4 protein-coding genes and 1 pseudogene are annotated in these 5,001 nt (G+C 57.6%); 3 read left to right on the top strand and 2 right to left on the bottom strand.

Translation table 11 applies throughout. The features are described 5' to 3' along the window. Window positions 1-961 (top strand): ABC transporter substrate-binding protein (locus tag Q3981_RS05550; RefSeq protein ID WP_303124430.1); only part of this gene is annotated, 961 nt, incomplete at its 5' end. Window positions 962-1,045: 84 nt separating this feature from the next. On the opposite strand, the gene Q3981_RS10440 is transcribed toward Q3981_RS05550, so the two are convergent. Beyond that, window positions 1,046-1,273, bottom strand: a complete 228-nt coding sequence (locus tag Q3981_RS10440; protein ID WP_368410093.1) for a DUF6767 domain-containing protein — start codon at window positions 1,271-1,273, stop codon at window positions 1,046-1,048. A gap of 105 nt (window positions 1,274-1,378) precedes the next feature. Beyond that, a complete protein-coding gene (gene lpdA / locus Q3981_RS05545; protein WP_012732565.1) occupies window positions 1,379-2,788 on the bottom strand; it encodes a dihydrolipoyl dehydrogenase in 1,410 nt (469 codons plus the stop codon). Between the two features lie 1,069 nt (window positions 2,789-3,857). Between lpdA and Q3981_RS05540 the strand changes: the two genes are divergently transcribed. Beyond that, the gene (locus tag Q3981_RS05540) at window positions 3,858-4,343 is read left to right on the top strand and encodes a helix-turn-helix domain-containing protein (protein WP_303124429.1); all 486 of its coding nucleotides are present in this window, start codon (window positions 3,858-3,860) and stop codon (window positions 4,341-4,343) included. 104 nt (window positions 4,344-4,447) lie between these two features. Further along, window positions 4,448-5,001, top strand: a pseudogene (locus Q3981_RS05535) (hypothetical protein); the annotation flags it as partial.

Genomic DNA, 5,001 nt, shown 5'->3' with positions numbered 1-5,001 from the left:
TCCCTCGACGGCGAAGCACATGTACGTCAATGACGGGAACATGATTGCCACCACGCTGGCGGTGGGCGCGGCGGACAATATCGCGAATGTCAGCAGCCTGCAGGATGACAAGGCAATCCTTGAGGCCAAATATGGCAAGGATGTCGTCGACAAGTTGAAGGTGGATGCGCCTGACTCTCCGTCGCTGGAGCGAATTATCGCGACCAAGCCGGACCTTGTGTTCGCGGGGTGGAACTACGGGTTTTCCGAATCCAAGAATTTGACGCCGGATGCGCTGAAGGAACACGGGATTGAGTCCTATATTCTTTCCGAGTCGTGCCGGCAGGGCGGGTCCGACAAGCGCGGGACGATGGATCCGTGGGATGCTGCGAAGACGGATCTGACCAACATCGGGAAGCTGACTGGCCACGACGATAAGGCGAATGACGTGGTCAAGGATGTGGATAAGCGCCTGGACGCGCTGAAGCAGGCACCTGCGGCTGGGAGTTCTGATAATGCTGAGGGCTCCGGCAAGCCGCCCGTGACGTTCGTGTTCGACTCCGCGAAGGACACGATCTTTACGTCCGGCAAGTTTGGTGGTCCGCAGGCGATTATTGAAGCGGCCGGCGGGAAGAACGCCACCGATGATGTCGATGACACGTGGACGACGGTGGGGTGGGAGAAAATCGCCTCTGCCCAGCCGGATGTGATCGCCTTCGTGGACTATCCTTCACAAACCTTCGAAGAGAAAGTGAAGATCTTGGAGTCTAACCCGGCCACGAAGAACTTGGAGGCGGTGAAGCAGAAGCGTTTTGTTAACCTCCCGTACGCCATGTGGACGTCTGGCCCCCTGAATATCGACGCGGCCGAGTACATGCGGAAGGCGTATGAGAAGTTTGGGTTGGTGCCGAAGAGCGATATTCGCACCGACGTTCAGCTGCCGGATTCTTTGGCCGGGCGGGAATATTTCGTAGAGAAGTAACCGCACGCGAGCGGACTAATCCCACGAAGGCTGAGTAAACCGCACGCAGGCGGGCACCGGCCCCCGCGGCCTGGGCGGCGTGGCTTAGGACATGTGCCGGTGTGCCAGGTTCATCTGGCGCATGCGTTCCATGAGTTCGGGGTCCATGCGCACCATTTGCACAAGTTGGCAGTCGGCCGGCCCGCTGGTTCCCGGTTGGCACGCGGTGCAGGGTTCGCCGAACCGGATTGGGCAGCGCGCGTCGGGGTGGCTCTTTTTTCGCCGACGCGAATTGCGCGGACGACGGGGAAGTTTCCCCTGGTAATCGCGCACACCTCCCCTACTCAGTGTCGCTGAGCGGGGTTCTGCGTGGGAGCGAGTGCGTTTCTGTGGAGGGGCATCTTCCTGAGTGTCCTGCCGGGACGCGGCAGGCCCGCCTCAGAGGTTGATCATGTGACCCAGCGTTCCTTCTGCCGCTTCCTTAATAGCCTCAGACAGGGTCGGGTGGGTGTGAACGTTGCGCCCGATTTCTTCAGCGGTCAGGTCGTAGCGGGCCGCGAGGGTCAGTTCCGGCAGCATCTCGGAGACGTTGGAGCCGACCATGTGCGCGCCGAGGATTTCCCCATATTCGCCATCGGTCACGATCTTCACGAAGCCAGCGGGCTCGCCGAGGCCTTGCGCCTTGCCGTTCGCGGTGAAGGGGAAGCTGGCGACCTTGATGTCGCGGTCGGAGAATTTCTCTTTCGCGGCGGCTTCCGTGTACCCCATCGACGCCACCTGCGGGTTACAGAACGTTGCGCGGGGCATCATCATGTAGTCGCCCAGGGTTTCGGTCTCTGCGCCGGCGATGGTTTCGGCAGCCACGACGCCTTGCGCTTCGGCCACATGGGCTAGCTGCAGTTTCGCGGTGACGTCGCCAATGGCGTAGATGCCGTCGACGTTGGTGCGCATGAAGTCATCAATGGCGATTGCGCCACGGTCGGTGAGTTCGACGCCGGTCTTGTCCAGGCCGTAGCCCTCGACGCGCGGGGCGAACCCGACCGAGACGAGAACGCGGTCCACGGTCAGCGTCTGCTGCTTCGACCCGTCCTTCTTCTCAATGTCGACCTCGACGGAGTCGCCCTTGTCGCGCACGGCTGTGGTCTTGTGTCCGGTCAGGACAGTGACGCCGAGCTTCTTGTACTGCTTGGCGATCTCCTTGGAGACGTCCTTGTCCTCGTTGGGCAGGACGGAGTCCATGAACTCGACGATGGTGACATCCACGCCGTAGTTTGCCAGCACGTAGGCGAATTCCATGCCGATCGCGCCCGCGCCGACGATGACCATCGACTCCGGGAGTTCGTCGTTAAGGATCTGTTCCTCATAGGAGACGACGTTGCTGCTGAGCTCGATACCTGGGAGCGTCTTCACGACGGAACCCGTCGCAATGATGCAGTTATCGAACGTGAGGGTTTTGCCGGCGTCGTCACCGTCGGACACCTCGATGGTGTGTGCGTCGGTGAAGGTGCCTTGGCCGTGGACTTCGGTGATTTTGTTCTTCTTCATCAGGAAGTGGACGCCCTTCACGATGTTGGAGGACACCTTCCTGGAGCGCTTATGAGCAGCGCCGAAGTCGAACGACACGTCGCCTGAGATGCCAAATGTCTTGGCATCGTGCGTGAACGTGTGCGCTAATTCAGCGTTGCGAAGGAGTGCCTTAGACGGGATGCAGCCCACATTCAGGCACACACCGCCCCAATACTTCTTCTCCACAATCGCAACTTTTTTGCCCAACTGAGCGGCGCGAATAGCCGCCACATATCCGCCGGGACCTGCACCAAGGATAACTACGTCATAATGTTCAGCCACGGTTTTTAGGATACGACGCTGCCACCGAGATTTCAGGTAATGGGGGCAATAGCCGTGGGGGGATTCGCTCAGATGGCTTTGAGCTCGCGTGTGATTCCCTCCCCCGCCTCCTTATTCAGACACAAGAGCGGATTGGTGCGGGGGTGCCGAAAACGAAGGCTGCTCGACGTTTAAGTATTGCCCACACCACGCTCTATTCATGAAGACATGATTCGCGCAAATGGCGATGTGTTCTCTCCTGAATGAGTAGCTCTGCTTAGATCGGCGACGATTATCGCACCGTCTTCTATGGAGATAAGGGGACTTCTTCTTAACAGAAGCCCACAAATTATCACGAAGACTCGCTAGCGGATTTAAGCCAATTTTGATAGCTCGGAACAGCTATGAATCCGACAAACATGCATACTGGGAAAAGAAGCGTCGCTAAAGGTAGTCTGCTGACCAGGACCGCTATCACGTAAATAGCTGTGAAACACGTTATGGATACGCGATTGAACTCTACAGGGGAGCGTTTACATTGAAACATAGCTACCAAAATTATGGAAACGACGGCGACTAAGACCAATAGGAGACTGTTGATAATAACCTTGGCAGTGTTCTCATTAATGTTCTCAACAAGCTGAGAGCCTGCAGTCATTGCGGTGCATATTGCATAAAAGACTGCCAATAAAAAGGTGAAAGCGTATTTTGTGTTCATGAGCATCCCTCAGTGTGTTCAGCTGGAGAAGTGGGGGTGAATCCTGCGGTAACGCCTACGTAGAAATGTAGCGTGCACTGTAGGAGAGAGCCGTTGCCGTCATGATTAACAGATCTAGAGATTTCCGACTTTTATGAAATATTGAACTTCTTTCTACGGGCAAATGAGTTAGGCAAACCTCAGTTTAATACCCGAGGGTCTTTTGAGGGCGTCTCAGCTGTTCTATATCGAATTTGACACACCCGAAAGTGGGTAGCAAGACAGCTAAAAGAGCTCTATTGGGGGAGTCGCTCTGAGAGTTTCTGGCTCACATGTAATTCCCTCTCCCACCATATCGTTTCGGATATTTCGTTTATTCGATAGGTTGTCTCCATGGCGACCGACAACACACAGCAAGAACACGACGTCACTGCCGAGCGATCAGACGTCGCTGTCTCACGTGAGACACTTCGCAAGCTCAACCACGTGCTAGATAAATCCCCACAACAATCTATCGACGTCACTCTTGAGCCGTCGGGCGAAAGCATCACCTTGCCCCGCCATGTCGCTCGCGAATTACGAGAGGTGCTTAAGAATGCGGCCGTTGGCCAGCCGATCTCCATCGTTCCTGAGCATGCGGAATTAACGACGCAGCAAGCCGCCGATCTCCTCAACGTTTCTCGCCCCTATGTCGTAAAACTTATCGACGAAGGGACACTTCCCGGGCACAAAGTGGGTGCTCATCGACGCGTCTATGCGAGCGACGTGGAAGAGTACAAGCGCGCACGGGACATCACTACGTGCAAGGCTGCCGACGAATTAACAGCACTCTCGGAAGAGATGCGCTTATATCACCCCGAACGATCGACGACGTCCTAGACAACCCTACGCTCTGTGGAGCGCCCGTTGCCGCAGAGTTACTCCGTCGGTGAGCACGCCCGGTAAATACGTCGATAATCAAGCACCGAGTAGCGTATCAGCGTGTGACATTCACTATGTTCGCCTACATCGGTGCCGTGTGCGCCGCGATTGCCTACGGCGGGGCCACGATTTTGCAGGCTATCGCGGTGGGTCGGCTCGCCACGCTTCCGGCCGGCTCGTCGTGGGGTCGCCGTATTCGCGCCGGATGGCTGTACGGCCTCGGCTTGGTGTGCGACTTCCTCGGCTTCCTTATGTCGGCATTGGCATTGCACTCCCTGCCTCTTTTTCTTGTCGAGTCGACGGTGGCGTCGTCGGTCGCGGTGACCGCTGTGCTGGCGGTGGTTGTGCTTCATCAACGCCTCACCGCGCACGAGGTCATAGCCGTTGCTGTGCTGGTCGCGGGCCTGATTGTCCTGGGTGTGACGGCGGAGGAAGGCCCGGCGCGAGCTGTCGCGTGGTGGGTCGGCTGGGGCTTGTGCGCCCTCGCGATTCCCCTTGCTGCGGTGGCGGCGGCGTGCGTCGTCGCGTCTCAGCCCCGGTGGACAATGGCGACCGGGATCATTCTGTCGGTCATCTCGGGCCTGGGCTTCGGGTTCGTCGGCGTAGCTGCCCGTTT

It is taken from the genome of Corynebacterium sp., from assembly GCF_030530965.1.
GTDB lineage: Bacteria > Actinomycetota > Actinomycetes > Mycobacteriales > Mycobacteriaceae > Corynebacterium.
The sequence above is the reverse complement of the archived record's forward strand: the minus strand, read 5'-3'. Positions and strand labels throughout refer to the sequence as shown.